Origin of the sequence: Thermomonas beijingensis, from assembly GCF_020034655.1 — a bacterium.
Classification (GTDB): Bacteria; Pseudomonadota; Gammaproteobacteria; order Xanthomonadales; family Xanthomonadaceae; genus Thermomonas; species Thermomonas beijingensis.
Window position 1 is genome coordinate 471,833 of sequence record NZ_JAIQDJ010000001.1, and the last position, 26,298, is coordinate 498,130.

Below are 26,298 nucleotides of genomic sequence, written 5' to 3' on the forward strand. Positions count from 1 at the left end.
GCCGCTACTGTAGGCAGATGTCGAAAGCAATCCTGACCCCATCGTATGCCAATGCGCTGGCGCACCTGCCAAAGGATGCGCTGCCTGCGGCATTGGCCGGTTTCTGGTTGGCGCAAGCCGACGCTGGCGTGCCGATGCGTGACCGCGCCGATGTGCTGGCGGATACATTGACCGTCCTGGCCGGACTGAATGCAGATGCCGAAGTGCTGGCGGCCACCTTGCTGGACGCGCTGGTCGATGTGGAAGTGCTTGCCAAACAGGCTGCGGTGGAAATCCCGGAGCGCTTGCATGTTTTGCTGGAAGGCCAGCGCGCTGCCAGCCGGGTGTGGGCCTTGCATCGCAGCCACGGTGGCGGCCGCAATCCGGAGGGGATGCGGCGGCTATTGCTGGCGCTGGTGCGCGATTTGCGGGTGATCCCGATTGTGTTGTCGCGCCAACTCTCACGCATGCGTGCAGCGTGGCGCTTGCCGCTGGAGGAGCAGCGCGCACTGGCGAAAATGACCCGCGATATTCATGCGCCGCTGGCCAACCGGCTGGGTATCTGGCAACTCAAGTGGGAGCTGGAGGATCTGGCGTTTCGCGTCTTGCAGGCCGATGACTATCTGCGCATTGCGCAATCGCTGGACGATAACCGCAGCGGCCGCGAGCGCTATATCGAACTGGTCAAGGCACAATTGCGGGACAGCGTGGCCGAGCAAGGCATCCACGCCGATGTGGCTGGCCGGCCCAAGCACATCTACAGCATCTGGAAAAAAATGCAGCGCAAGGCGCTGCCGATAGAAGAGCTGTACGACCTACGTGCACTGCGCGTATTGGTGGATGACCTGCCCACCTGCTATGCGGTATTGGGGTTGGTGCATGCCTTGTGGGTGCCGATCCCCAGCGAGTTTGATGATTACATCGCACGCCCAAAACCCAATGGCTATCGCTCCTTGCATACCGCCGTGATTGGCCCTGAAGGCAAAACGGTGGAGGTGCAAATCCGCACCCGTGAGATGCATGCGCAGTCGGAGCTGGGCGTGGCCGCGCACTGGCGCTACAAGGAAGGCAGCAGCGCCGGCGGGGCGGCGATGGACAAGCGCATTGCATGGATGCGCAACATGCTGGAGCAGGCTGCAGATGCCGCCGGTGAAGGGGATGCGGTGCCGCTGCAAGGCATCGACAGCGACCTGATCGAAGATCGTGTGTACGCGTTGACACCCAAAGGCGAGGTGCTGGATCTGCCGCAAGGTGGGACCGTGCTCGACTTCGCCTATGCCATCCACAGCATGGTGGGCCACCGCTGCCGGGGTGCAAAAGTGGATGGCCGCATCGTGCCGCTGACCCATGCGCTGCGCACCGGTGAGCGCGTGGAAATCCTGACTGGCAAAGTGGCGGAGCCGCGCCGCGACTGGCTGCAGCAAAGCGCCGGCTTTCTGGCCAGCAGCCGTTCGCGCGACAAAGTACGGGCCTGGTTCAACAAGCTGGACCGCGCCCGCAATCTGCAAGCCGGGCGCGAATTGCTGGACCGTGATTTGCGCCGGATGGGCCTGCTGCACGCGGAGTTGACGCCGGTGCTGGCGCGCTTCAACGCGCAGACCGAGGACGACCTGCTGGTGCTGGTGGCACTGGGCGACGTGGGGCCCAACCAGGTGGGTCGGGCCCTGCTGGATTTGGAAAAAGCCGCACAAGAGCCCGAACCCGGCATTCCTTTACTGCCAAGCAAGCCCGCGCCACCGGCCACGCCTGGCAGTGGTGCCGTCACCGTACAAGGCGTGGACAACTTGCTGGTGCAGGTGGCGCGCTGTTGCCAGCCGCTGCCGGGGGAGGCCATCGTGGGCTATCTGACCCGCACCCGCGGCATCAGTGTGCATCGCCCGGAGTGTGCCGCATTCCTGCGGCTGGCCGGCAAGGAGCCGGCGCGGGTGTTGCCGGTGGAGTGGGGCACGCGCCGCAGCGGGCAAGAGGTCAGCGTGAACATCGAAGCCATCGACCGCAAATGGCTGCTCAAGGACATCACCACACTGGTGGCGCAAATCGGCGTGCACGTCACCGGGCTCAATACCGAACACCTGCGCGGCAACCAGGGCCGGGTGCGCGTGCAGTTGCGGGCACGGGTCAATGATTTCGAACAGTTGGGGCTGCTGCTGGCGCGGCTGGAATCGTTGCCCGGCATCGAGTCTGCGCAGCGCGCATGAGCGCAGCGCGCCCGGGTGCAGACTGGCGCAAGCAATGGCGGGCGCTGCCGCAGCGCTGGCGGCAACTGCTGCTGGTCTTGGCGGCCAGCGTGCTGCTGGCAGTGCTGGCGGCACTGCTGTTCCACAATGCGCTGGGACGTTGGCTATGGCCGGATCCGCGCTATGACGCACTGCGCCAGCGCGCAGAGCTGGCCTTGCAGGCCGGCAGGTTAAGCGCTGCCGATGGCAGCGGTGCGCGTGAATTGTTTGAGGCGGCGCTGGCACTGCAACCGGATCAATTGGAAGCGCGCGAAGGCCTGGAGCGCGTGGCGCAAGCCGCAATGGCGCGTGCCGATGCGCAGATTCGCGCAGGCCACACCGCACAAGCGCAAGCCTCGCTGCAGTTGGCCCAGACATTGCAAGCCCCGCTGGCGCGTATCAATGCGCTGCAGGCGCGGCTATCGGAGATTCCTACCCGGGCAGACAGCATCGAGCTGCTGCTACAGCGTGCGCAATCTGCATTGATGCAAGGGCATTTGGACGATGGCCCTGACGCGGCATTGGCGTTGTATCAGCAGGTATTGCTGCGACAACCGCGCAATCAACGTGCGTTGGATGGGCGCGAAGATGCGTTGGATGCGCTGACACAGCCTGCTGCAAAGGTATTGGCTGGGGGGGATTTGGCACAGATCGCTGCATTGTTGCAGCGGGTCGAGGCCGCCGATCCGGGGCACCCGGTGCTGCCGGCATTGCATGCAGGACTCACTCAGGCGCAAACACGCCGCAATCAGCAGCTGCAACGCATGTTGCACCACCAGCAATGGGAGGCCGCGGTGCAGCTCTGCCAACCTTTATCGGCTGTGCCAGGCGTGCCATTGCCAGAGCTGTGTGCCACCGGGTTGGACGATGCACTGCTGCATGCCGCCAACGTGGCGATTGCGGCATCGCGCTTTGATCAAGCCCGGCGTTTGTTGGAGCTTGCCGAACAGGCCGGTGTTGCCACTGACCGCCGTCAGCAAGTTCAACGCAGCCTGCAGGCGGCCAGCCGCATCCAGCCGCAACGCCCGCAGGTGGTGACTATGCAAGGGCGTGCGAAAGTGGCCAAGTTGCTAACCCAGGCCCAGCACGCGCAGGCGCGGGGTCATTGGTTGACGCCACCTGGAGAGAGCGCTTGGGATCGCCTGCGCGAGGCACGTGCATTGGCCCCCAACGATCCGCGTGTGCAACATGCGCTGCAGGAAATGCAGTTGGCGGCACACACTTGTCATACCACGGCAATGCGCGATAACAACTTGGGGCGCGCACGCGAATGCCTGGATGCATGGCGGCAATTGGCCCCCAATGAACCTGCCTTGTTGTCTGCGCAGCGGCGCTTGGCGGAGCGCTGGTTGGCGGTGGGTGATGAGCGCTTGCGTGCAGGCGATGTCCGCGGCGCACGCACTGCACTGGAGCGCGCGCAGCAAGTGGATGCGGATGTGCCCGGTAGCGAGGCATTGACGCATCGTTTGCAACGGATCGGGTCGGCATTGAAGTAGCCGGTATCCGCCAACAACCTCAGTCCAAGAACAGGTGGCGCAGCGTAGGTCTGGCGGACTCGAGCGAAAAATGCTGCGCCACATTGGCACGACCATTCGCGGCCAGTTGTTCCCACAGTGCGGTGTCGTCGTGCAAGCGAATTACCGCTTGCGCGAAGGCGTTGGCATCGCTGGCTACCAGCACATCGCTGCCATCCTGCAGATGCATGCCTTCCACCGCACAGTGCGTGGCGACCACCGGCAAGCCATGCGCCATCGCCTGATTGATCTTGCCTTTGACTCCCGCGCCAAAGCGCAACGGGGCGACCGACACCAGGCAGGCATCCAGCCATCGCTGCAAATCCGGGACATGGCCATGGATGCGTACACCCGCCGTGCCAGACAATGCGGCAATACTGTCAGGCACATCCGCACCAATGCAGTGCAGCGCAATGTCAGGGCGTCGGGCATGGATCAAAGGAAGTACATCAGCCACGAACCAATGCACCGCATCCACATTCGGTGGATGCCTGAACCCGCCAACAAACAATAAATCGGCTCGTTCCGCCCGGCCCGGCCCGGCAGGCGCTGGTGCATGCACATTGGACAATACTTGCACTTGGGCGTTCGGCAGTTCTTGTACCAGCAATGCGCGTTCGATATGGCTGACCACCACACTGACATCCGCCCGTGCAATCAAGCCTAGCTCGGCTTTGCGGGTGAGCTCGGCAGCGCGCAAGCCAGCGGCATCGCCACGTAATTGCGCTGCCCGCTGTTCACGCAAGTAATGCAGATCCACGGTGTCGAAAATCAACCGTGCCTGCGGCGCAAATTTGCGCAGTAGCGGGAATAGTTCGCTGGCCACGTAATGCCGGCACGTCATCACCGCATGCAGGCGCGGACCGTGCTCGCGTAGCCATGCAGGCCAACGTGGCATCGACGGGGCATACCAAACTTCCACGCCCATCGCTTGCAATGCGCGGGTGTAGTCGCCATTGGCACTACGATTGGCAGGCACGAATAGCACATGCGCACCTTCTTCGATCAGGACTTGGATGATGTTGCGCAGCCGTAGCGAACCGGAGTCGCGATCGGGTTGCGGGGTCAGCGCATCGATGATCAGGACTTGCCGCTGCTGGCGATGCAACAACCCGGGCGTGGGGATGCTGCCGGCCGCTGGCTGCGTGGCTAACGCGGCCTGCCACTTGCCGGCAAACACCGCACGATTGCGTACCTGCGCCGCTTTGGGCCCGCAGCTGAGATCGGTTCCGGCACTGCTGCCTTCGTCATGCACCACGACTGCGGCGGGCTGATACAACACACGCTTGCCGGCGGCGCGCACCGCGAAGGCCAGGTCGGTGTCTTCGTAATAGGCCGGCGCATAGCGCGTATCAAACCCGCCCAGTTGTTCAAACAATGCATGCGGGATGGCGATGGCGGCACCGCTGAGGTAATCGGCATCACGCAAATAATTGTATTGGCAGCGCGCCGGGTCATCCAGGCGTCCGTAGTTCCAGGCACTGCCATCGGCAAATACCACTGCTCCCGCTTCTTGCAAGCGACCATTCGGGTACACCAATTGCGCGCCCACCAAGCCCGCCTCCGGGTGCTGGGCGAAGGTTGCCAACAGTGCATCCAGCCAACCCGGTTGCGGCACCGTATCGTTGTTGAGGAACACCAGATGTTCGCCTTGGGCCAGCCCTGCACCATCGTTGCAGGCGGCGATAAAGCCACCATTTTCGCTGCGCGCATGCACTCTTATGCCTTCAATTTGCCGCAGGAGCTGCAAAGAGTCATCCGGTGAGGCGTCATCTACCACGATGACCTCAAACGGTATCAGGGGTGGGTGCTCGGCTAGCGCGCGCAGGCAGGCCAGGGTATGGGCCCAAGCGCCGTAGACCGGAATAATCAGGCTGACCTGCGGCTGCGCTGCACTGGCCATGTGGAATGGCGCAAATGGAGTTGACTGGGGTGCATACAGTGCACGGACACTGGGCGTTGGATGATGCAAATGCAGTGCAAGCCGTTGTGCACTGGCCGCCAGCCCGCGTGTGCGCAGGCTGGTTACACCGCGTCGCCACAATCCCTGTGCGCGCTGCCACCAAAAGCGCGCTTCAATCAGGATCGGCATGTGGCTGAACTCCTGCACAAGAATGGGGGGAAACCGCACATGTAGGCAGCGATGGCTGCGCTAGACTCATCGTTCATTGTCGCATCCCGCGACCGAATACCCGCCAATGCCCCGTATCCACGACGAAGACGACGACCTGAACGATGCAACTCCCGCAGCCGATGCCGCCGACGGAACCAGTTGGCGGCGGCGATTGCTGATTGGAGGGCTTGCGGCCACGGCGCTGGTGCTGGGCTTTCTGATCCCCTATCTGCTGTATCTCAATCATGAAGTGGGCGAGCGATTCGGTCAGTTGCGTTGGCAGATTCCTACCCGCGTCTATGCGCGCCCGCTGTTGTTGCGACAGGGTTTGGCGATGGACGCGCCTACCTTGAAGGCCGAGCTGGATGCCGCCGGTTATCGGCCGGGCGATGGTCGCCGTGCAGGGAGTTATGCGCACAACGGCGCAACTTGGGCAATTTCCAGCCGGGGCTATGACGATGTTGATGGCCGGGTGGCGCCGATGGCGTTGACGGTAGTGCTGCAAGGCGATCAGGTCACGTCCATTCGCGACAGTGGCGGGCGCCGTAACCTGCGCAGCGCACGTTTGGATCCGGCGCGGATTGCAACGCTGTATGGCCAAAATCAGGAAGAGCGCCGGCTGGTACGGATTGAGGAAGTGCCCGAGCTATTGGTCACTGGACTGCAGGCGGTCGAAGACCGTGACTTCAATCATCACATCGGGATTGATGTGGGCGGCATGTTGCGTGCCGTTTTCGTCAATGTGAAATCTGGTGGCGACACCAAGCAGGGTGCCAGCACCTTGACCCAGCAGCTGGCGCGCAGCGGGTTATTGGGGATCGGCAAAGAGCAAACCTATAGCCGCAAGTTCAAGGAAATCTTGTACGCCTTGCTGCTGGATGCGCGCTACGACAAGCGCACCATTCTGGAGGCGTATTTCAATCAAGTGGATTTGGGCCAGCGTGGCTCACAATCGATTCGTGGCGTTGCTGCAGCATCCGAATTCTGGTTCGGCAAGGAGTTGCGCGATTTGTCCACCGAACAAATCGCGCTGATGATTGGCATGGTCAAGGGGCCGTCTTGGTACAACCCGCGGCGCAACCCGGAGCGCGCCACCGAGCGGCGTAATTTCGTGCTGGGTGAAATGCGCGAAACCGGGCTGATCAACGATGCCGAATACCAGCGCGCCAGCAAAGCGCCACTGGGCGTGACGCCCAACGCCGGCAATCTGGCCGCCAATCGCTTCCCGGCGTATGTCGATTTGGTGCGCAAACAATTGGCGCGCGATTACCCGGCCGATCAACTGTCCGGGGCCGGCCTGTCGGTGATGACCGGGATGGCACCGTCTGCACAGGGCTATGCCGAAGCGGCGGTAGCGCGCACGCTGAAATCGTTGAGTGTCAAAGGTCGCCCAACCCTGCAATCCGGGCTGGTGGTCACCGATGTGCATAACGGCGACGTGCTGGCAGTGGTCGGCAGCCGTGAATTCACCGAGGCTGGCTTCAACCGTGCGGTGGATGCGCGTCGGCCGGTGGGTTCGCTGCTCAAGCCGTTCGTGTACCTGTTGGCGTTGGCGCAACCGGACCAATGGTCGTTGGCCAGCCCGATCAGCGATGCCCCCATCAGTGTGGGTCTGGGCAGGGGCCGCAACTGGACACCCGGCAATTCCGATGGCCGCAGCCATGGCAGCGTGGCCTTGATGAGCGCGTTGGCGCAAAGTTACAACCAAGCTACCGTGCGCTTGGGGATGCAAGTGCAACCGCAGCGTTTGGCCAGCCTGATTCGGACTTTGGCCGGGATTGAAGCGCCTCCGCAGCCTTCCTTGATTCTGGGTGCGGTGGATCAAAGCCCGTATGCCATGGCGCAGCTGTATCAATTTCTTGCCTCTGGCGGTGAAATCCAGCCGCTGCATGCGGTGCGCGGTGTATTGGATGCACAAGGTCGCGCCATCAAACGCTATGACAGCGATGCTCCACCGGCACAAAAGGGCGATGCGGTCGCGGCAAGGCTGGTAGGCAATGCGCTGCAATACGTTGTCACCTCCGGCACGGCGCATGCACTGATGCGGGATGGCCTGGGTCGGTTGGCACCGGCCGGCAAGACCGGCACCAGCAATGACGGTCGCGATAGTTGGTATGCCGGCTACACCGGCGACCAATTGGCGGTGGTGTGGGTGGGTAACGATCAAAATCTGGCCACCGGGCTGTATGGCGCCACCGGTGGAATGCGGGTGTGGTCGGAGATTTTCCAACACCTGCCAAGCGCGCCGTTACGGTTGTCCGATGACGGCATTGATTGGCGCTGGATTCAGGACGGGCAGAGCACCGACCCCGGCTGCCCGAATGCGCGCCGCTTTCCATTCGTGGCAGGTTTTGCGCCGGCTTACCAGCCCTGCCAGTACGCGCCACCGGTGGAAGTGGACGAATTCGGCAATCCGATCACGCCTGCGCCCGACGATGGTAGTAGCAACCCACTGGAGCGTGCGGGTGAGGCGATCCGCAATTTCTTTGGCGGCGGCGACCCAGCCAAGCGGCCTTCACCGGCAGACACGCCACCCCGGCCCACGCAATGACGTCGGTCCCACCATCCCGTATTGCCACCAATCACGCAGGCAGTTCCCGATTGGGGCGCGCCAGCTTTTCGGCGCTAGCTGCCGAGTCAGCATTGGCACAGGCATTGCCAGGCTTTCACCCGCGCCCCGCCCAACAGCGCTTGGCAGTGGCCGTAGCGGATGCCTTCGAAGGGCGTCAATTGCTGCTGGCCGAAGCGGGGACTGGTACCGGCAAGACCTTTGCCTATCTGGTGCCGGCGCTGTTGTCTGGGATGAAAACGATCATCAGCACCGGCACCCGCGCGCTGCAAGACCAGCTCTATCAGCGTGATCTGCCGCGTGTGCGCGATGCCTTGGGGGTCGGCCTGAAATCGGCACTGCTGAAAGGCCGCGCCAACTATTTGTGCCGCTATCGGATGGAGCAGGCCAAGGGTGAATCACGTTTTCAAAGCCGTGAACAGGTTTCGCAATTCCAGCGCATCGTAGCCTGGAGTGGACGCACCCACAGTGGCGATCTGGCGGAAATGGACTCATTACCGGAAGATTCGCCATTGTTGCCGATGGTGACCTCCACTACCGATAACTGCTTGGGCACCGACTGCCCATTCTGGGGCGACTGTTTCGTGGTGCAGGCACGCCAACGCGCGCAAGCCGCTGATGTGGTGGTGGTCAACCATCATCTGCTGCTGGCCGATCTGGCGTTGAAGCAGGAGGGCTTTGGCGAAATCCTGCCGGGCGCACAGGCCTTTGTGATCGATGAGGCGCACCAGCTGCCAGAACTGGCCGCCCAGTTTTTTGGCGAAGGCATTGGCGCGCGCCCCTTGGTGGAATTGGCGCGGGATGCCATTGGCGAATGCAAAGACGTGCCCGGTGCGCTGGCTGCGGTGCAGGCCCCCGCGCAGGCATTGGAAGTGGCTACCCGCGCCCTGCGTGCGGCGATGGATAACTTGCCGGTGCGTGGCACAGCGTGGCGTGCGTTGGATGAGGTGGATGTCGAGCCGGCACTCGGCATGCTGCTGGACGCATTGGTGCATCTGCAAGCGGCGCTGGACCCTTTGCGGCAAGCGGCACCGGGGCTGGATGCTTGCCATGTGCGCGCACATGGCCACGCATTGCGGTTGCGGCGCTGGTTGGGTGATGGAGGAGAAAGAGGCTCAGGTTCAGTGCCCGTGCCGGGAACTGAACCTGAGCCTCTTTCCCGCCTTTCTGTGCATTGGTACGAACTCACCCCGCGCGGGTTTCGATTGCAGCGCACGCCGCTGGATGTTTCGGCCCCATTGCGCACGCATCGCGAGCAATCCAACGCGGCGTGGGTGTTCACCTCGGCCACACTCGCGGTGGAGGGGAGGTTTCATCACATGGCGCAGCGGCTGGGGATCGAACAGGCGCAAGAGTTGATCGAGCCCAGCCCCTTTGATTGGGATCGGCAAACGTTGTGCTATTTGCCTACCCACTTGCCGGAGCCTGCAATGCGCGACTACGGGCAGGCCATGCTGGCGGCGGTACGGCCGGTATTGCAGGCATCGGCTGGGCGTGCGTTCTTGCTGTTCGCCTCGCATCGCGCACTACGTGAAGCTGCCGAAGCGCTCAAGGATGCTCCGTGGCCGTTGTTCGTGCAGGGCAGTGAGCCGCGCCATGTGCTGTTGCAACGGTTTCGCGAGTCGGGTAATGGTGTGCTGCTGGGCACCGCCAGTTTCCGTGAAGGCGTGGATGTGGCCGGCGATGCCTTGAGTGTGGTGGTGATCGACAAGCTGCCGTTTGCCGCGCCCGACGACCCCGTGTTTGAAGCGCGCCTGGATGCCATCCGGCGTGCTGGCGGCAACCCGTTCCGCGACGAGCAATTGCCGCAAGCGGTCATTGCGCTCAAGCAGGGCGCGGGTCGCTTGATCCGCACCGAAACCGACCGCGGGGTGTTGGTGCTGTGCGACCCGAGGCTCACCCAGAAGTCGTATGGCCGGGTGTTTTTGGAGTCTCTACCGCCGCTGCCCATCACGCGTGCATTGGCGGATATTCAAGCCTTCTTCGCCACGCCCCCGCAGGCTTAGCCTGCCGGCGAGCCATCCGGGTTGTGGTCGATCATCCACAGCCCGGCCCATAATTTCAGGTCCAGCTCGAAACCTTCCGCTTGCTTGCGCATCAGCCACGCCGGCGCTTCGCAGCGCGGCACCGCATGCACGATGATGTCCTCGCCATCCACCCCGCCGCCATCGCCCACCCGCACCAGTTCAAGGGCACGCACGAAGGCGATGCGTTCGTTGCTCATGCCCGAGGACGTGGGGCCAATCAGCAGCACGTCCACCTTGCCCGGTGACCAGCCGGTTTCCTCGATCAACTCGCGGCGAGCGGCATCCATCAAGGTGTCTTGCGCGTGGTCATCGCCGACCAGGCCGGCTGGCATTTCAATGGTGCGTGCGCCCAGCGGAATGCGGTATTGCTCGACAAACAGCACCTCATCGGCCGGCGTCACCGCAATCACGATCACCGCCATACCTTGCCCGTGGGTGCGCTCGCAGGATTCCCAATGGCCAATCCGCACCAGCCGCAGCCATTGGCCTTCGTACAGGGTTTGTTTGAGGTTGCTCATGTCTCGATGCTAACGCAGGCGTGTGGCGGTGTGGCGTTCGAGCGCGCCATGGGCGAGCAACCGCTGCCTGCGCAGCATGCTGCGCGTGGTTGCGAACGCCCGGCACCGTGTGCCGGGCCGGACCGCGCAGCGGGCGCGTGGCCGTGCGTCGAAGCGGGATGTGCAGCCCAAGCGGCGAGCGCCACACCGCCGCACGCCCGCGTTGCAACTACAACGATGCCGCTTCGTACAAGCGCTTGCGCGTCATCGGGCCGAACTTCACCCAGTCGGCCAGAGCGTCGAGTTCTTCGGCATCGCCGCTGCCACGCGCAAAGTCGCCCTCGGGTAGCGGCGCATGCAGGGCAATCGTGGTCAGTTGCCGCCACAGCAGGGCATGTTCGCGCTGCTCGCGCAGCCGCAGGGCCAACCCCGCCGCGCCGCGCAGGCGCAGGAACGGGATTTCATCAATGCGCGCCAGCAGCGCATCCAGGTTGCCAAAATGCGCCAGCAGCACCGCGGCCGATTTCGGGCCGATACCGGTGACACCGGGAATGTTGTCCACCGCATCGCCGGTCAGCGCCAGATAGTCGGCCATCTGCTGCGCATGCACGCCGTGCCGGGCCTTCACCCCGGCAGCGCCCCAGCGTTCGCGCTTAGCATAGTCGTATTGCTCATCACCATCGCCCAACAGTTGCGATAAATCCTTGTCGGCCGACACGATGACACTGCGAAACCCTTGGCTGCGTGCGCGATGCACCGCGCTGCCGATCAAATCATCGGCCTCGAAGTCGGTATGCGCCAAGGTGGTCAGCCCCAAGCCCTCGCACAGCGCCTTGCACCACGCAAATTGTCGGCGCAGCTCCGCCGGGGCAGGGTCGCGGTTGGCTTTGTAGGCGGGATACAAGGCATTGCGAAAACAACTGTCCAGCGCTTCATCGAAGGCGATGGCGATGTGTTGCGGGTGCTCGCGTTCCAGCAAATCCAATAGAAAACGCGCAAACCCGTGCACCGCATTGGTGGGCCAGCCATCGGCATCGTGAAATTCATCCGGCATCGAGTGCCAGGCGCGGAATACGTACAGCGAGGCATCGACAAGGTGCAAGGTGCGAGAGGACATGGTGAAAAACCCGTAAGCGCAGCAAGCTGGCGGGAGCGTCGGGAGATTCGCGTAGCCGCATTGCAGCGGCGGAGCGAACACCCGGCGTCAGGCGCCAGCTCAGGAATGCTCGAAGCGATGGTTGGCGTGTGCGGTCCAATCGGCAAGCAACGCCGCGGCATCCGGTCGCTCGCGCTCAGGTACCGCCACCAGCGCGGTGCCGATCGCAATGCTGCCCAGCAATTGCTCGTCGGCAGTCAATCCAAGTGTTTGTTCCAGCAGTGGCCGGTCATACGCTGGCCAGCCGGTCAACCACTGCGCGCCAAAGCCTTCGGCTTGCGCGGCCAGCAACAGTTGGAAGCACACGCAGGCGGCACTGGAAAACCGTTCGGATGCCGGGATTTTTTCGTCCTCGCCCAACCTGGCAATCACCGCGATCGTGAGCGGTGGCATGGTGAAGCGACTGCGCAGTTTTTCGATGACGGCAGCACCCGCCTCCGGCTCAAGCTGCAGCAGCCGTGCTTGCGCCGCATCGGCCAATTGGGTGCGGGCATCGCCCGTGATCCGCAAAAACCGGAACGGTACCCGCTTGCCGTGGTCGGGCACATGCACCGCGGTTTGCAGCATTGCCAGCAGCTGCGCATCGCTGGGGCCGGGCGCGGCCAGTTGGCGGGTGGGCGTGGACACGCGGCTTAGAAGGGCGTTATGGGTCAGCATCAGCAAACATCATTGCGGGGAAGTGCCATGGTAGCGGTAGGATGCAGGGATCGAGACAAGTTGGGGGATACGCAATGGCGGTGATCGTGGGCGTGGCACGGGAAACAGCAACCGGCGAGCGCCGGGTGGCCTTGAGTCCGGAAACCTGCAAGAAACTGGTGGCCGCCGGTTGCGCGGTGCGCATCCAGCCGGGTATTGGCGCCGGAGCGTACTTTACTGACGCGGCTTATATCGATGTGGGCGCGCAGTTGGCCGAGGATGCCACCGCCGCCGCCGATCTGGTGCTGTGCGTGCAGCCGCCGGAGCCTGCCGCCATCGCCGGGTTGAAGCACGGCACGGTACTGGTGGGCAGCCTGCATCCCCAGGCCGATGCGGCGCGGAGCGCGGCCCTCCAGTCCGCGGGCGTGGTTGCGTTTCCACTGGAGCGCCTGCCGCGGACCACCCGCGCCCAGGCGATGGACGTGCTCAGTTCGCAGGCCGGCATGGCTGGCTACAAAGCAGTATTGATTGCCGCGCAACTGGCCCCGCGCTTTTTCCCGATGCTCACCACTGCGGCCGGCACCATTCGCCCCTCCAAGGTGCTGATTGTGGGTGCGGGCGTGGCCGGCTTGCAGGCGATTGCCACCGCCAAGCGGCTGGGTGCGGCGGTGGAAGGCTTCGACGTGCGCCCGGAAACCCGCGAGCAGATTGAATCGCTGGGCGGCAAATTCCTGGACTTGGGCGTGTCTGCCGCCGGCGAAGGCGGCTATGCACGCCAACTCACCGACGAAGAACGCGCCCTGCAGCAGCAGCGGCTGGCCGATCACCTGAAAGGCATCGACGTGGTGGTGTGCACCGCCGCTGTGCCGGGCCGGCCTGCGCCGAAAATCATTACCGAGGCGATGGTGGCCGGCATGAAGCCGGGCAGTGTGGTGGTGGATCTGGCTGCCGAAACCGGCGGCAATTGCGCCCTGACCCAGCCCGGGCAAACCATCGAATCCGCTGGTGTCACCGTCGCCGGGCCGCTGAATCTGGCCTCGATGGGTGCCCAGCACGCCAGCGAAATGTACGCCCGCAACGTCTTCAACTTCGTCAGCCTGCTGCTCAAGGACGGCGCGCTGCACTTCGATTGGGGCGATGAGCTGCTGGCTAGGAGCGTGTGGCCGGAACGGGTGGAGGCGGGCGTGACGAAGGCGTAAATGTCTTCGGGATAGTTTGGTGGATAGGCGTGCAGGAACAGCGACGGATGGATTCGGGTTGCTGCTGACTCACGCAGCGTATTGCCATCATCACGGTTTGGATGGCGGCATCGGGGCCGGTGGTGCCGGGTGCGCCTTGACCCATTCGTTGCGTTGCGGTGGGGTCATTTGCTGCCATTTGCCCATAAAGGCGCGGCGGTCTTCCTTGCTCATGCCATGCACGAAATTGAACACGGCGCGGGCGTGTTCGCGCTGTTCCGGGGTCATGGCTTCCCAACGTTCCATGCCGCGACGGGCGTGGTCGCGCTGCGGCGGGGGCATGTCTTTCCAGCGCTTGGCGTATTCCATGAATTGCGGGCGGCGCTCGGGTTCGCGGTTCCAGCGGTCACGCACCGGGGCGATCAGCAGTTCGCGCTGGGCCGGACTGAGTTGCTCCCAGGCCGGCATGGCCTCTGTCGGCGGTGGCGCGGGTTTGGCGTCTTGTGCATGGGTTGCAAAAGGGGCGAGCGCCAAGCCGGCGAGCAGGACAAGGGTATTGATGCGAGTGGTCATGACTTACTCCATTGCCAGTTGGCGGGTTTCCGAAGCACCCAGCCAAGCGTAGAAATCGGGGTCTTCTTCCAATGCGGCGTTGCCACGGGCTGTTGCGGATGCGGTGGTGGCTTGCGTGGTGATGGCCACCGACGCAGTGACGGCAGGCGACAACGCCGGCTGCGACTGCGGGAAAAACTGCACGCCGACCGCCAAAGCACACACCGAGGCGAATGCGGCTGCCGCCAAACGCAGGCGGTGGCCTGACTTGGCGATGCCGCTACCACGCAGTGCCGCATTCCGGCGCTGCGCCAGTTGCGCCTGCACCTGCGGGGACAGCTGCGCCAACGCGGCAGCATGGTGGATGCGCAGGTGGATATCGAAGTTGTCTGTGTTCCCGTTCATCGGAACGCCTCCAGTTGTTTCTGCAATGCCTCGCGTGCGCGTGACAAATGGGTTTTCACCGAGCCTTCGCTGCAGCCCATCACGCGGGCGGTCGCGGCGACATCCAATTCTTCCAGCACACGCAAGGTGAAAGCTTCGCGCTGGCGCGCCGGCAGACTGCGCAGCGCGTTGCTGATTTCCTGCCACGCCTCGCGGCTGTCATGGCTGCGCGACGGGTCGGGTGTGTCATCGGCCCAGTCCACCGCATCGCCGTCCTTGCCGGTGCTGCCCGGCAACAACCAACGCAGGCGAAACAGGCTGCGCCGCTGCATATCGGTGATCTTGTTGCGCAAGATGCTCCAAAACAGCGGGCTCCATTCGGTTGCCGGATGATCGCGGTAGGCCAGCATTTTCAGCATCGCCTCCTGTACCGCATCCAGCGCATCCTCGCGATGACGCAGGCCCAATTCGGCAAAGCGGAAGGCGCGTGCATCAATCCCGCGCAAAAACGCTTCCAGCGTTGTTGGCAGGTCAGTCTCGGCTGCGGGCGGTGCGGTCTTCACCGACCCAAGCTTAGCGGGGGACAGCAGCAACATGCGGATCCACGGTGGCTGACCGGGCGGAATTGCCACAGTCATGCTGCAAACGCATGGGCTGCCATCCGGTTGACATGGCATCTGATCGCTCGCCGTGTTTATGATGCAGACAGACAATCGGGGAGGTGGGCTGTGGGCGATGGCTTCGTGGCGTTGTATATCTTTATGCTGGCAGGCATCGCCGGGCACGTGATCATTTCGCGGGTACCGGTGATCCTGCATACCCCGTTGATGTCGGGCTCCAACTTCATCCACGGCATCGTGTTGATTGGTGCAATGGTCATGCTGGGTGAGGCGAAAACCCCGCTGGAGCAGGCGCTGGGCTTTGTGGCGGTGCTGCTGGGCGCAGGCAATGCGGCCGGTGGCTATGTGGTCACCGAGCGCATGCTGGACATGTTCAAGGCCAGCAAGAAAGGGGATGCCAAGTGAGCGAAGCGAGCATTCTGACCTTGGTCAAACTGAGTTATTTTATCGCCGCCACTTTGTTTTTGCTGGGCCTGCAACGCATGGCCAGCCCGAAGACGGCGCGCAGCGGCATCCAGTGGGCGGGCGTGGGCATGTTGCTGGCTACCGTCGTCACCTTGTTCCTGCCCGGGCTGCACAACATTGCGCTGATGCTGGTGGCGATCGTGATTGGCGTGGGCCTGAACTGGGTCTGGGGCAAGAAAGTTGCGATCACCGATATGCCGCAGATGGTGGCGCTGTTCAACGGCATGGGGGGGGGGTCGGCGGCGGCGATCGGCGCGGTGGAGCTGGTGAAGTTTTCCGGCGGTGCGCCGGTACCCTCGCAGTTGGGCCTGGTGTTGGCGGTGGTGGGCGCGCTGATTGGTGCGGTGTCGCTGACCGGCTCGATCATCGCCTGGGCCAAGCTCGATGGGCGCATGGACAAGCGTTACACCTTCCCCGGTCAGCAATATTTCAATGCCCTGGTGGCGCTGGCGGCGGTGGTATGCGGGGTGATGGCGGTGACCACGCTGGCGATGCCGTGGATCATCGCCTTCTTCCTGCTGGCGCTGGGCCTGGGCAAGTTGATGACCCTGCCGATTGGCGGCGCCGACATGCCAGTGGTGATCTCGCTATACAACGCGTTCACCGGGCTGGCGGTAGCGTTTGAAGGCTATGTGCTGGGCAACGAGGCGCTGATCATCGCCGGCACCATGGTCGGTGCGGCCGGCATGCTGCTGACCCGGCTGATGGCCAAGGCGATGAACCGCAAGATCAGCAATGTGCTGTTCTCCAACTTCGGTGGCAGCTCGGCGGCGATGCAAGAAATCGGGGGTTCGATGAAACCCATCGAAGCGGCCGACGTGGCGGCGATGATGGCGTTTGCCGAGCGTGTGGTGATCGTGCCCGGCTACGGCATGGCGGTGGCGCAGGCGCAGCACAAGATATGGGAGCTGAGCCAGCGTTTGATCGAGCGCGGGGTGAAGGTAAAATTCGCCATCCACCCGGTGGCCGGGCGCATGCCCGGCCATATGAACGTGCTATTGGCCGAAGCCGGCGTGCCGTATGACCTGATTGCCGACATGGACGACATCAATCCCGAGTTCGTGCAAACCGATGTCTCGCTGGTGATCGGCGCCAATGACGTGGTCAACCCGGTGGCCAAGACCGACCCGGCCAGCCCGATCTACGGCATGCCGATTCTGGATGTGGTGAACTCCAGGAACACCATCGTCATCAAGCGCGGCAAGGGCACGGGCTTTGCCGGAATTGAAAATGCGCTGTTCTATGCGGATAACACCCGCATGTTGTATGGCGATGGGGCTGAAGTGGCCAGCGCCTTGGTCAGCGAGTTGAAGGCGTTGGACGGCGGCCACTGACAACACCTGACCACGCCGCCAGTGCCAAGCTGGCGGCGTACAGCGCAACGTCTACGCGGTCGGTGGCCAGTTGCACCAACAGCCACGCATAGTCCGGGCCGATTTTCAGCACCGCTTCCCACGGCCGCATCCCCAGCGATTTGCCGATCTGGCCGCCGGCAATCAAGCCATTGGCCAATCCAATCACGCCGGCAGTGGATACCAGTGCCAGCAGCATGCGGGAGGCATCTGCAGGCCAGCGGCTTAGCCGCAGCAGCAGCACCATATCCATCGCGGCGAGCAGAGCCAGCCAACTGCAGGTGCGATCCAACCTTAATGCCAGCAGCATCCAGCCGGCCGCAAATCCACTGGCGCCGAGCAGCAGCAAGGGCAGGGCGTACCAGCGTGGACCGGACTCCGGTTGTGGGGGCATTGGTTGGCTGATCGAAGTCAAAGGAATGGGGAATGATCCCATTGCGACGGCTGACGGGCAATTGGATTGGGACTAGAATGGTACGGATTCGATTCCCAGCCTCCTCTCTATGTACTCCCGCAGTAGCGAACCCGTCCGTTTTGAGCGCGATTGCGCCGCCGTTCTCGTCCCGCAGGGCGATGCAGTGACTTTGCCCGCCGGTACTGTGGGCTATATCACCCAAGCCCTGGGTGGCAGCTGGACGGTGTTTGTGGAAGGTAATTTGATGCGAATTGCCGGTGAGGATGGCGATGCTATTGGCAAGCAGCCGGCCGAGCCTCTGGAGTTGCCGGAAGGGGCCACCGACGAGGACGTGGAGCGGGTGGTGTGGGAGCAGTTGCGCACCTGCTTTGACCCGGAAATCCCGGTCAATATCGTGGATCTTGGCTTGGTCTATCTGGCTGAGTTGTACCATCCGGAAAGTGGCGAGCGCGGCGTGCGGGTGCGCATGACCCTTACCGCGCCAGGTTGCGGCATGGGTGACATCCTGATCGACGATGTACGCAGCAAACTGGAAAAAATCCCGACCGTGGCTGACACCGATATCGAGCTGGTGTTTGATCCGCCGTGGAATCAAAGCCTGATGTCGGATGTGGCCAGGCTGGAAACCGGGATGTTCTGACGCTACGGCGGTGTGTTGGCAAGGGCGCAGGTCGCGAAATGACCTATTGGGTCAGCGCCGAAGACTTGTGCAATGCAAGAAATTCATGTCATTTGAGGTCGTGTACAGCATGTTTTGCTGCATTGCACGATTGCTGCATCCCCGTGGATCGCCAATGCCGATGCGAGGCATGCCTTCTTTATTCCATATTTTCATGTGCGAATAACAAATGGTTTTTGACCAAATCCCTGGGCTGCGCGTGAAGATCCCGCATCGCTTCCGGATGTGGGGTCTGTCAGCGATAACAACACGTTGCCACGCAGCGGGGCACTGCAGGGGAGCTTTGGCATTTGCCGGCTGCGCAGCGTTCGATGCATGTCGATGTCTCGCCTTGCCGCGTCTGCGGCAAGCCACACGTACCCTAGGGGAAATTTTGAATGAACCGTTTTTGCTCGCTCAACACGCTGGCCGCCGCAATCGCACTGTCGCTCACGGCGGCAGGTGCACAAGCTGCAACGCGTACCGATCTTCAACAGCGCGATCTCGCCCAGATGCGCCAGCAATACCAGTCGCTGCTGGCCAGTCAGGGGCAGGTCGGCAGCGAGATGGCCAACCGTCGTCACGCCGCGCTGATGGGGGCCGGCGGAAGTACCCATCTGCTGATGCGTGTCAACCGGCAGGTTGAAAATGGCGAGCGTAACTATCGCTACGACCAGACATGGCGCGGGATTCCGATCTTTGGCGAGAACTTGGTCGTTGCCGAGGATGCGCAGGGGAATGTGCGCACCATGTTCGGCAACCTGATCTCCGGTTTGGATCAGGACATCGTCAGCACGCGACCGGCGATTACTGCGGCGCAGGCGCTGGTTGCGGGCAAGCGCGCAGGGTTGGGCAATGGCATCGCCGGGATGCTGACCAGCAATGAAAGTAGCGATGTCGTGGTATTTATCGATGATGCCGGGGGCGGGCATCTTGCGTACAAGGTCAGCTACTTTGCCGATGCGCAGGCGGCCGGGCGCGCAACGCGCCCCACCGTCATGGTGGATGCGCGCAGCGGAAAAGTGCTCAAGCAGTGGGAAAACCTGCAGACCGGCTCCTTGATCGGCACCGGCCCCGGGGGCAATGCCAAGACCGGCAAGTATGAATACGGCAGCAACACCACCACCCACCCGTATCTGGATGTCACCAAGAGCGGCACCACATGTTCGCTTAGCAATACCCAGGTCAAGACCGTCAACCTCAATGGCGGCACTGCCGGCAGCACCGCGTTTTCGTTTGCCTGCCCGCGTAATACCGTGAAGTCGATCAATGGTGCCTATTCACCGATGAATGACGCGCATCGTTTTGGCAGTGTCATTTTCGGCATGTACAACGCCTATATGGGACAGAAGCCGCTGACCATCCAGCTGGTGATGAAGGTGCATTACAAGACCAGCTACGAAAATGCGTTTTGGAACGGTACCGCGATGTACTTTGGTGATGGTGCCAGCACGTTCTATCCACTGGTCAGCCTGGATGTGACATCGCATGAGGTCTCGCACGGATTCACCGAACAAAATTCGGGGTTGACCTATTCGGGCATGTCGGGTGGCATGAACGAAGCCTTCTCGGATATGGCTGGCGAGGCTGCCGAGTACTACGACCACGGCAGCAATGACTGGTTGGTGGGCGCGCAGATCTTCAAGAGCACGGGTGCGCTGCGCTATATGTGCAACCCGCCGCAGGACGGTGGCTCGATCGATAACGCCTCCAAGTACAAGAGCACGATGGACGTGCACTACACCTCCGGCGTTTACAACAAGGCATTCTGCCTGCTCGCCAAGACCTCGGGCTGGACCACCAAGAAAGCGTTCCAAGTCTTTGCGCGTGCCAATCGCGATTATTGGACGTCTGGCAGTACCTTCAACCAAGGCGCGTGTGGGGTCGAAAAGGCCGCTACGGCGTTGGGTTACACCAAGGCCAGCGTGACTGCGGCATTTACTGCAGTGGGTGTGAAGTGCGCCTGATCTGATCCGTGCTTGAGCAAAACAGGGCAGCTCGATCGTGGGCCCGCCAGCAATAACAAACCCCGACAAGCGTCGGGGTTTGTTGCTTCATGGCAGAACAACGCGGGGCGTAAAGCCGATTGCCTGAGCGATTTTGGTGATTCGCTGAGCAGTGGCAGAGCATGAACGCACTCTTGCTGCTGTGACCAATTTCCCGGGCGCGAATTGTCACAAGCTGACAAATTTCGGCAGCGCACATTGATGTTGCGGTGCAGCATCCGAGTCCGATGTGACCCAGTTCACTTTTGTGATGGCGTCTTAATAACAGAAAAATAGTTGCTTTAGTGACTGATTTACAAGTGATTTCTGCATTTAATAACTTTTGGTTATTGTGACATAACGCATGGTTCTTGACTTTGCCGTCAATGCGTCGGAATGTCCGCCATCGCTTTCGACACCGTTCAGGTTCAGGGCGCTGTCTGATGTGCAAAACATGGCGATTCACGCTAGGGGCACGCAGGCTAGATGTCGTTGTTTCGTTCGAAACCGCAGATGCGGAAACTCAACCAACAACCCAGGGGTAATGCCAAGTGAATCGCTTTCGTAGCACCAGCATGCTAAGTGCCGCCATCCTGCTCTCGCTTTCCGCAGTCGGTGCCCAAGCTGCCAACCGTTCAGATCTACATCAGCGCAATCTCAATCAGTTGCAGCAGCAATACCGGTCGTTGTCGGCCACTCAAGGTATTGCCGCAACTGCGCACCGCCGCCATGAGCAGTTCATGGGTGCTGATGCCAGCAACACCCTGTTGATGCGCAGCACGCGTGCCGATCGCGGTGTGCGCAACTATCGCTATGACCAAGCATGGCGTGGCATTCCGGTCTACGGCCAAGGGGTGGCCGTCAGTGAAGATGGCGCGGGCAATGTCCGCGGCATGTTCGGCAGTTATGTGTCCGGATTGGAGCGCGATATCAGTACCACCAAGCCGGCCTTCAACAGTGCCGCAGCCTTGGTTGCCGGCAAGCGCGCTGCGCTGGGGAACGGCATTGCCGGGATGCAGAGCCGCAACGAGAAGTCTGATCTGGTCATCTTCATTGATGACGCTGGCAAGGGTCACCTGGCCTATGCCGTCACCTTCTACGCCGATTCATTGGCCGGTGGCAACCCGACCCGCCCGATCGTGATCATCGATGCCCTCAGCGGCCAAGTGATCAAGAAGTGGGAAAACCTGCAGCACACGCTGGTGGGTACCGGCCCCGGCGGCAACCAGAAGACCGGCCAGTACGAATACGGCACCAACTACGGCTATCTGGACGTCACCCAGAGCGGCAGCACCTGCACCATGAACAATGCGCAGGTCAAGACCGTCAACCTCAACAACTCCACCAGCAACGCCAGCACCACCGCGTTCTCCTATACCTGCCCGCGCAACACGGTGAAGGCCATCAACGGTGCCTACTCGCCGCTGAATGACGCACACTACTTCGGTGGCGTGATCTTCAACATGTACAACGCGTACATGGGCATGAACCCGCTGACCTTCCAGCTGGTGATGAAAGTGCACTACAAGACCGGCTACGAGAATGCGTACTGGGACGGCACCGCGATGACCTACGGTGACGGCGCCAGCACGTTCTATCCGTTGGTCAGCCTGGATGTCTCGGGCCATGAAATCTCGCACGGCTTCACCGAGCAGCATTCCAATCTGACCTACTCGGGTCAGTCGGGTGGCATGAACGAAGCGTTCTCGGATATGGCCGGCGAAGCCGCCGAGTTCTACAGCCGCGGCAGCAACGACTTCCTGGTGGGTTCCGAAATCTTCAAGGGCACTGGCGCGCTGCGTTACATGTGCAACCCGACCCAGGACGGCAGCTCGATCGACAATGCCGCCAACTACACCAGCAGCATGGACGTGCACTACACCTCCGGTGTCTATAACAAGGCGTTCTGCACCCTGGCCAAGAAGTCCGGCTGGGATACCAAGAAGGCCTTCCAGGTGTTTGCCCGTGCCAATGCCAACTACTGGACGGCCAGCAGCACCTTCAACCAGGGCGCATGCGGCGTGGAAACGGCGGCCACCGACTTGGGTTACACCAAGGCCGATGTCACCAGCGCGTTCAGCGCGGTGGGGGTGTCCTGCTCGGGCGGCGGCGGTGGCGGCGGTGGCGGCGGTGGTGGCACCACCACCGGTGGCCCGCTGACCAAGGGCACCACGGTGTCCGGCATCAGCGCGGCAACCGGCAGCGATGTGGTCTACACGCTGGCCGTGCCGGCGGGTGCCACCAACCTGACCTTCAACATGTCGGGCGGCACTGGTGATGCCGACATGTATGTCAAGGCGGGCAGCACCCCGACCGACAGCAGCTACGACTGCCGTCCGTACAAGTCCGGCAATGCCGAGAGCTGCACCATCGCCAGCCCCACGGCCGGCACCTACTACGTGCGGTTGAAGGCCTACTCGGCATTCTCCGGTGTCAGCCTGGTGGGTGACTACACCGCCGGCAGTGGTGGCGGCGGCGGTGGCAGCTCCTCGGTCAACCTGCCGACCGTCAGCACCGGCAACTGGTCTTCGACCTACACCGAGGCCGTGGCTGCCGGGCAAACCGTGACGATCTCGATCGCCGGCGGCACCGGTGACGCCGACCTGTACGTGCGCGCGGGTTCCGCGCCGACGACCTCCAGCTACACCTGCCGTCCGTACAAGACCGGCAACAGCGAGACCTGCACCCTGACCCCGAGCACCGCCACCACCTACTACATCAAGGTGCGCGCGTATTCGACCTTCTCGGGCGTGGTGCTGTCTTCGGGCACCAACTGATCCAATTCTCAAGCAAACGTGTTGATCTTCAACCCCGGCTTCGGCCGGGGTTCTTTTTTGGGCGTATGCCGCGTGCAGTCACTGAATGATCCCGCCAGTTGGCGGGATCATGTGTTGCGGCAGCGGTGCTTAGCCCAATGCTTCGAAACGGTTGGCGTCCACATTCTTGCGCACGTTCAGTGGATCCCAGATGCGCCCGTTCATGGCGATATACACGCCACGGGGAAGTGATTGCACGGCGCCAATCGCGCAGCCGATGTTGAACTCGGCATCTGACCCGCGAAAGCGCGCCGGGCTGAGTGCACCGGTCATCACGATGGTCTTGTCGGGAATGCTTTGCAGCACTTTGCCGGTGGCCACCATCGAATCGGTACCGTGGGTCACCAACACATGCCGGGTGGGTTGCGCGGCAATCGTGGCGCGGATCAGTTCGCGGTCGGCATCGGTGATGTGCAGCGAATCCTTGCGCAGGATCGGGATGACGCTGAAGCGGAAGGTGACGCCCAGTTCACGCAGGATCATGCCGATTTGCGGGTCACCAATCTGGTAGTCCGACTTGTCGTCGAAATAGATCTTGTCGATGGTACCGCCGGTGGTGACGATCAGTAGGTTGTCCATAGGCTCATTTTCCGACAAAACAGCTGCGCTTACAGCATTGGCGAAGTCATCTCCAGCAGTGTCAATAACGGATTGAGCAATGCGCCATAGGCCAGCGCACGGGCCGCAGTGGCGCGCAGGGGCTGCCGCACTTGCGCGGCGCTGGCCGTGCGGACGCTGCGCGGGCTTTGATGGAAGGCAAGGCAAACGGGGTCGAATGCCAGCCCGCAATGCGCCAACAGTGCGCGGATCTGCGGTTCCGGCGTATCCAGCAGGGCTTCGTAATGATGCAAATGGATGCGTGCCGGGTCGCGTTCGCGAAAGCGCTCCATCGCACGCTGGCAGCGTTGCATGTAGGTTGCGATATCGGCCAGGGTGTTGGCGAAATGTGGCTGGCTGTAGAACTGTTGCTTGAAGCACGACCACGCGGTTTCCAGCGGGTCGCGGCGTGTCTCGATCACCGTGGCACCGGGGAGCATGGCACGCAGGATGCCGGCGTGCTTCCAGTTGTCCGGTTGCTTGTCGGTCATGCGCGGGCGGTGTTTGCGCCAGCGTGCAGTGCGCTGCAGGTAGGCCTGGCCAAGGCGCTGCCAATCCTGCGCACTGGCTTGCGGCACCCATTGTGGGTACGGCATGCCGCGCCGCTGTGATTCTTGTTGCAGCACGATGCCTAAATCCGGCAGTTCACTGGCCCCTTCCACATCAGGGTGTGCAGCGAGGATTTGCTCGAACAAGGTCGAGCCCGAGCGGGGTAGCCCGACGATGAAAATGACCTCCTCGCCCAAGCGCGGATCCACCGGTGCGGGCAGCTGTTGGCTGACGGCCAAGGCCTGCTCCACAAAGTGCGTGAAGGCGCCTGCGCTCCACGGTGTCAGCCGATGTTGCAGCGCGTTCGCCGCAGAAAATGCGGCCAGTGCGGCGCTGTGCTGGCCACGGTCTTCTTCCAATTTACCCAGCGCATGCCCCATCGCAACCTTGTCGGTATCGGCACTCTCACGCCGCTGCAATTGCGTGCGCAGGGCGCTGGCATCGGTCTCGGTCAGTGCCACGGTCTTGATGTTGGACAGCCCCCGCCACGCATCGCCACAGGCCGGATGCAAAGCCAGCGCGGCACGATAGTGCTGTGCCGCCTCGTCAAAGCGGCCAGCATGCACCAATGCATCGCCCAGCAAAATCCTGGGCGGCAGGGCTTGCGGGGCCAGTGCAACGCCTTGGCTGAGGGCGGCAATCGCGGCGTTTGTATCGCCCAGTTGCTGATGATTGCGGCCCAGGTTGAACCACGCCATTGCGTGTTTGGGATCCAGGGTAGTGGCGTGTTGCCAACTGGCCAGGGCGGCATCGATATCGCCCAATGCTGCCTGCGCGCTCCCCAGGTCGCTATGCAATTGGGCATCGTCGGGGCGGATATGGAGTGCCTGCTGCAGGCTGGCTTGGGCCAGCGCCGGGCGACGCGTCTGCAATTGCACGATGGCCAGATAGCGCAGCGGCTCGGGATGGTTTGCCGCCTGTTGGCAGGCTTGCAGCAGCAGGGATTCGGCACGGCGCGGGTCGCCATCACGCAAGGCACGTGCACCGGCATGCACCGTGGCGATGATGGCCTGTGGCAGGCCTGCCATGCGCGGGTCGATAGTCACGGCGCAGCCTGCTTGGCGCGACGGGCACGGTAGCCAGGCAGACAGGCGGCATGGATCACCAGCAGCGCCAGCAAGGTTTCAGCCGCGGCCCAGCCACGGCTGGCGGAGTCGGCCCATAGCAACATCACGCCGTGACTGAACCACAACAGTGCAAACACTGCGGCGATAAAGGCAATGCGCGGCCACTGGCGCAGGGCCCCCAGTGCAAGCAAGACCGGTGGTGTGGCAAATGCCAGTAGCCCCGCCAGCGGTTGCGCATGTTGCAGTGACCACACGACGTACATCGCCGCCAACGCCAGTAGTGCGGTGGCCAGATAGCGTGCGCTGGTCATGGCTGCAACCGCTTGGCCAGCGCGGCCACCCGGCGCCCCAGTGCGCGCGCAAGCTGGGCTTCGTCTTCACTCAGCTCGGGGGTGTCTGCTACCCCCGCCACATGGCTGGCGCCATACGGCGTGCCGCCGCTGCGGGTGGTATTGAGCGCGCTTTCGGTAAACGGAATGCCGGCAATCACGCAGCCGTGGTGCAGCAAGGGCACCAGCATGGTCAGCAAGGTCGATTCCTGCCCGCCGTGCATCGTCGCGGTGGAGGTGAACACCGCAGCGGGCTTGCCTACCAGGGCGCCACTGGCCCATTCGGCACCCAGCGTATCCACAAAATATTTGACCGGCGCGGCCATATTGCCAAACCGGGTCGGGCTGCCCAGTAGCAGGCCGGCGCATTCGGCCAAATCATGTTTGTCCACATACGGCGCGCCGCCTTCGGGTTCCGGTGGGGCGGCGGTTTGGGTGATTGGCGCGACCGGCGGCAAGCTGCGCAGGCGTGCTTGCATGCCGCTCACTTCGCCAACGCCGCGTGCAATCTGGCGCGCCAGCCGTGCCACCGAGCCACCGCGGCTGTAATACAACACCAAAATTTCGGGCATGGGCATGCGCTTGAGTGGGCAAGTGCGCAGGATAGGGCATGCGGTGCCATCG

General features: G+C 62.6%; 22 protein-coding genes. 10 read left to right on the forward strand and 12 right to left on the reverse strand.

Annotated features, from left to right (window positions below):
- Positions 1-17: 17 nt before the first annotated feature.
- Both K7B09_RS02125 and K7B09_RS02130 read left to right on the forward strand, forming a co-directional pair.
- Positions 18-2,177: a RelA/SpoT family protein gene (locus tag K7B09_RS02125; protein WP_223626267.1), complete on the forward strand. Its 2,160-nt coding sequence runs from the start codon at positions 18-20 to the stop codon at positions 2,175-2,177.
- Positions 2,174-3,691, forward strand: a complete 1,518-nt coding sequence (locus tag K7B09_RS02130) for a hypothetical protein (RefSeq protein WP_223626269.1) — start codon at positions 2,174-2,176, stop codon at positions 3,689-3,691. The genes K7B09_RS02125 and K7B09_RS02130 overlap by 4 nt, the downstream gene beginning before the upstream one ends.
- A 19-nt stretch (positions 3,692-3,710) precedes the next feature.
- On the opposite strand, the gene K7B09_RS02135 is transcribed toward K7B09_RS02130, so the two are convergent.
- Positions 3,711-5,801: a glycosyltransferase gene (locus K7B09_RS02135; protein WP_223626271.1), complete on the reverse strand. Its 2,091-nt coding sequence runs from the start codon at positions 5,799-5,801 to the stop codon at positions 3,711-3,713.
- A gap of 106 nt (positions 5,802-5,907) precedes the next feature.
- Between K7B09_RS02135 and mrcB the strand changes: the two genes are divergently transcribed.
- Positions 5,908-8,373 (forward strand): penicillin-binding protein 1B, encoded by a 2,466-nt coding sequence (gene mrcB / locus K7B09_RS02140; RefSeq protein ID WP_223626273.1) that lies wholly within the window; start codon positions 5,908-5,910, stop codon positions 8,371-8,373.
- Complete coding sequence (gene yoaA / locus K7B09_RS02145) at positions 8,370-10,397, forward strand: DNA repair helicase YoaA (protein ID WP_223626275.1); 2,028 nt, start codon at positions 8,370-8,372, stop codon at positions 10,395-10,397. Before mrcB ends, yoaA begins: the two co-directional genes overlap by 4 nt.
- Here the strand turns inward: yoaA and K7B09_RS02150 are convergent.
- The 3 genes from K7B09_RS02150 to K7B09_RS02160 all read right to left on the reverse strand — a co-directional run bounded on the left by K7B09_RS02150 (position 10,394) and on the right by K7B09_RS02160 (position 12,728).
- Positions 10,394-10,936, reverse strand: coding sequence for an NUDIX hydrolase (locus tag K7B09_RS02150; RefSeq protein WP_223626277.1), 543 nt, complete (start codon positions 10,934-10,936; stop codon positions 10,394-10,396). The genes yoaA and K7B09_RS02150 overlap by 4 nt on opposite strands.
- A gap of 208 nt (positions 10,937-11,144) precedes the next feature.
- Positions 11,145-12,032 carry a 5'-3' exonuclease gene (locus K7B09_RS02155; protein WP_223626280.1) on the reverse strand — a complete coding sequence of 296 codons (888 nt, stop codon included), beginning with the start codon at positions 12,030-12,032 and terminating at the stop codon, positions 11,145-11,147.
- Between the two features lie 99 nt (positions 12,033-12,131).
- A complete protein-coding gene (locus K7B09_RS02160; RefSeq protein ID WP_223626282.1) occupies positions 12,132-12,728 on the reverse strand; it encodes a nitroreductase family protein in 597 nt (198 codons plus the stop codon).
- Positions 12,729-12,802: 74 nt separating this feature from the next.
- Here K7B09_RS02160 and K7B09_RS02165 point away from each other — a divergent pair, with 74 nt between their 5' ends.
- Positions 12,803-13,906, forward strand: a complete 1,104-nt coding sequence (locus K7B09_RS02165; protein WP_223626284.1) for an NAD(P) transhydrogenase subunit alpha — start codon at positions 12,803-12,805, stop codon at positions 13,904-13,906.
- Between the two features lie 90 nt (positions 13,907-13,996).
- Here K7B09_RS02165 and K7B09_RS02170 read toward each other — a convergent pair whose 3' ends face one another.
- Genes K7B09_RS02170 through K7B09_RS02180 form a run of 3 tightly spaced genes read right to left on the reverse strand, consistent with a single transcriptional unit; the run spans position 13,997 to position 15,417 of the window.
- Entirely contained in the window at positions 13,997-14,458 is a 462-nt protein-coding gene (locus K7B09_RS02170) for a DUF3106 domain-containing protein (protein WP_223626286.1), read from the reverse strand.
- 3 nt (positions 14,459-14,461) lie between these two features.
- Positions 14,462-14,842, reverse strand: a complete 381-nt coding sequence (locus K7B09_RS02175) for a hypothetical protein (RefSeq protein WP_223626288.1) — start codon at positions 14,840-14,842, stop codon at positions 14,462-14,464.
- Positions 14,839-15,417 (reverse strand): RNA polymerase sigma factor, encoded by a 579-nt coding sequence (locus tag K7B09_RS02180; protein WP_223627721.1) that lies wholly within the window; start codon positions 15,415-15,417, stop codon positions 14,839-14,841. The genes K7B09_RS02175 and K7B09_RS02180 overlap by 4 nt, the downstream gene beginning before the upstream one ends.
- Before the next feature lie 132 nt (positions 15,418-15,549).
- Here K7B09_RS02180 and K7B09_RS02185 point away from each other — a divergent pair, with 132 nt between their 5' ends.
- Together K7B09_RS02185 and K7B09_RS02190 are read left to right on the forward strand one after the other, a co-directional pair.
- Positions 15,550-15,846: an NAD(P) transhydrogenase subunit alpha part 2 gene (locus tag K7B09_RS02185; RefSeq protein WP_223626290.1), complete on the forward strand. Its 297-nt coding sequence runs from the start codon at positions 15,550-15,552 to the stop codon at positions 15,844-15,846.
- Entirely contained in the window at positions 15,843-17,240 is a 1,398-nt protein-coding gene (locus K7B09_RS02190; RefSeq protein WP_223626292.1) for an NAD(P)(+) transhydrogenase (Re/Si-specific) subunit beta, read from the forward strand. The genes K7B09_RS02185 and K7B09_RS02190 overlap by 4 nt, the downstream gene beginning before the upstream one ends.
- Here K7B09_RS02190 and K7B09_RS02195 read toward each other — a convergent pair.
- On the reverse strand, positions 17,206-17,652 hold the full coding sequence (locus K7B09_RS02195) for a hypothetical protein (protein ID WP_223626294.1): 447 nt from the start codon (positions 17,650-17,652) through the stop codon (positions 17,206-17,208). The two genes, K7B09_RS02190 and K7B09_RS02195, sit on opposite strands and share 35 nt — an antisense overlap.
- A gap of 109 nt (positions 17,653-17,761) precedes the next feature.
- Here K7B09_RS02195 and sufT point away from each other — a divergent pair, with 109 nt between their 5' ends.
- From sufT to K7B09_RS02210, 3 genes are all read left to right on the forward strand, one after another.
- Positions 17,762-18,313 (forward strand): putative Fe-S cluster assembly protein SufT, encoded by a 552-nt coding sequence (gene sufT / locus K7B09_RS02200; RefSeq protein WP_223626296.1) that lies wholly within the window; start codon positions 17,762-17,764, stop codon positions 18,311-18,313.
- A gap of 416 nt (positions 18,314-18,729) precedes the next feature.
- Positions 18,730-20,298: a M4 family metallopeptidase gene (locus K7B09_RS02205; RefSeq protein ID WP_223626299.1), complete on the forward strand. Its 1,569-nt coding sequence runs from the start codon at positions 18,730-18,732 to the stop codon at positions 20,296-20,298.
- A gap of 593 nt (positions 20,299-20,891) precedes the next feature.
- Positions 20,892-23,093 (forward strand): M4 family metallopeptidase, encoded by a 2,202-nt coding sequence (locus tag K7B09_RS02210; RefSeq protein WP_263296661.1) that lies wholly within the window; start codon positions 20,892-20,894, stop codon positions 23,091-23,093.
- Positions 23,094-23,222: 129 nt separating this feature from the next.
- Here the strand turns inward: K7B09_RS02210 and K7B09_RS02215 are convergent, their stop codons facing one another.
- The 4 genes from K7B09_RS02215 to wrbA are packed head-to-tail and all read right to left on the reverse strand — an operon-like array spanning position 23,223 to position 26,246.
- On the reverse strand, positions 23,223-23,711 hold the full coding sequence (locus K7B09_RS02215; protein WP_223626304.1) for an asparaginase domain-containing protein: 489 nt from the start codon (positions 23,709-23,711) through the stop codon (positions 23,223-23,225).
- A 29-nt stretch (positions 23,712-23,740) separates the two neighbouring features.
- Positions 23,741-25,324, reverse strand: coding sequence for a tetratricopeptide repeat-containing sulfotransferase family protein (locus K7B09_RS02220; protein WP_223626307.1), 1,584 nt, complete (start codon positions 25,322-25,324; stop codon positions 23,741-23,743).
- On the reverse strand, positions 25,321-25,656 hold the full coding sequence (locus K7B09_RS02225) for a DUF2069 domain-containing protein (RefSeq protein WP_223626309.1): 336 nt from the start codon (positions 25,654-25,656) through the stop codon (positions 25,321-25,323). The genes K7B09_RS02220 and K7B09_RS02225 overlap by 4 nt, the downstream gene beginning before the upstream one ends.
- Entirely contained in the window at positions 25,653-26,246 is a 594-nt protein-coding gene (wrbA, locus tag K7B09_RS02230) for an NAD(P)H:quinone oxidoreductase (RefSeq protein WP_223626312.1), read from the reverse strand. Before wrbA ends, K7B09_RS02225 begins: the two co-directional genes overlap by 4 nt.
- Between the last annotated feature and the right edge of the window lie 52 nt (positions 26,247-26,298).

Coding starts and splice junctions, on each gene's coding strand:
- K7B09_RS02155 (WP_223626280.1), bottom strand. CDS start 12,032: ATGTCCTCTCGCACCTTGCACCTTGTCGATGCCTCGCTGTACGTATTC.
- K7B09_RS02205 (WP_223626299.1), top strand. CDS start 18,730: ATGAACCGTTTTTGCTCGCTCAACACGCTGGCCGCCGCAATCGCACTG.
- K7B09_RS02170 (WP_223626286.1), bottom strand. CDS start 14,458: ATGACCACTCGCATCAATACCCTTGTCCTGCTCGCCGGCTTGGCGCTC.
- wrbA (WP_223626312.1), bottom strand. CDS start 26,246: ATGCCCGAAATTTTGGTGTTGTATTACAGCCGCGGTGGCTCGGTGGCA.
- K7B09_RS02210 (WP_263296661.1), top strand. CDS start 20,892: ATGCTAAGTGCCGCCATCCTGCTCTCGCTTTCCGCAGTCGGTGCCCAA.
- K7B09_RS02175 (WP_223626288.1), bottom strand. CDS start 14,842: ATGAACGGGAACACAGACAACTTCGATATCCACCTGCGCATCCACCAT.
- yoaA (WP_223626275.1), top strand. CDS start 8,370: ATGACGTCGGTCCCACCATCCCGTATTGCCACCAATCACGCAGGCAGT.
- K7B09_RS02180 (WP_223627721.1), bottom strand. CDS start 15,417: ATGTTGCTGCTGTCCCCCGCTAAGCTTGGGTCGGTGAAGACCGCACCG.
- K7B09_RS02165 (WP_223626284.1), top strand. CDS start 12,803: ATGGCGGTGATCGTGGGCGTGGCACGGGAAACAGCAACCGGCGAGCGC.
- K7B09_RS02130 (WP_223626269.1), top strand. CDS start 2,174: ATGAGCGCAGCGCGCCCGGGTGCAGACTGGCGCAAGCAATGGCGGGCG.
- K7B09_RS02215 (WP_223626304.1), bottom strand. CDS start 23,711: ATGGACAACCTACTGATCGTCACCACCGGCGGTACCATCGACAAGATC.
- K7B09_RS02150 (WP_223626277.1), bottom strand. CDS start 10,936: ATGAGCAACCTCAAACAAACCCTGTACGAAGGCCAATGGCTGCGGCTG.
- K7B09_RS02195 (WP_223626294.1), bottom strand. CDS start 17,652: ATGCCCCCACAACCGGAGTCCGGTCCACGCTGGTACGCCCTGCCCTTG.
- K7B09_RS02135 (WP_223626271.1), bottom strand. CDS start 5,801: ATGCCGATCCTGATTGAAGCGCGCTTTTGGTGGCAGCGCGCACAGGGA.
- K7B09_RS02160 (WP_223626282.1), bottom strand. CDS start 12,728: ATGCTGACCCATAACGCCCTTCTAAGCCGCGTGTCCACGCCCACCCGC.
- K7B09_RS02125 (WP_223626267.1), top strand. CDS start 18: ATGTCGAAAGCAATCCTGACCCCATCGTATGCCAATGCGCTGGCGCAC.
- K7B09_RS02225 (WP_223626309.1), bottom strand. CDS start 25,656: ATGACCAGCGCACGCTATCTGGCCACCGCACTACTGGCGTTGGCGGCG.
- sufT (WP_223626296.1), top strand. CDS start 17,762: ATGTACTCCCGCAGTAGCGAACCCGTCCGTTTTGAGCGCGATTGCGCC.
- mrcB (WP_223626273.1), top strand. CDS start 5,908: ATGCCCCGTATCCACGACGAAGACGACGACCTGAACGATGCAACTCCC.